The organism is Mycobacterium sp. KBS0706, assembly GCF_005938675.2.
In the GTDB taxonomy this organism is placed as follows: domain Bacteria; phylum Pseudomonadota; class Alphaproteobacteria; order DSM-16000; family Inquilinaceae; genus Inquilinus.
This window is the reverse complement of sequence record NZ_VCCH02000434.1, coordinates 1-242: the sequence shown is the minus strand read 5'-3', so window position 1 is coordinate 242 and position 242 is coordinate 1. Positions and strand designations below refer to the sequence as shown.

At 72.3% G+C, this 242-nt stretch carries 1 protein-coding gene; it reads right to left on the bottom strand.

The window, feature by feature from the left end; genetic code table 11:
- Position 1 precedes the first annotated feature (1 nt).
- The coding region (locus FFK22_RS43720; protein WP_221939337.1) for a hypothetical protein at positions 2 to 242 on the bottom strand (241 nt) is incomplete at its 5' end.

Here is a 242-nt window from a genome sequence, read left to right as displayed (position 1 = left end):
CTCACGGGTGCGCCGGCGCCAGCGCTGTCGACCACAGCAGCTCGACCGGGTGGAACCGGACCAGCGAGATCCGGTGCAGCACCGCGGGTTGCGGACGCCAGGCGGCTATGGCGTTGCCAATCGCCGCCGGCACCAGAGCCGGCCTCATGCCCTCGCCGAGCGTGACATGCGGCACCCAGTCGCCCGGCAGGTAGTGGGCCCAGCAGTGCGGGACGAACGCCGCGGCGGTGTGATGAAAGCGG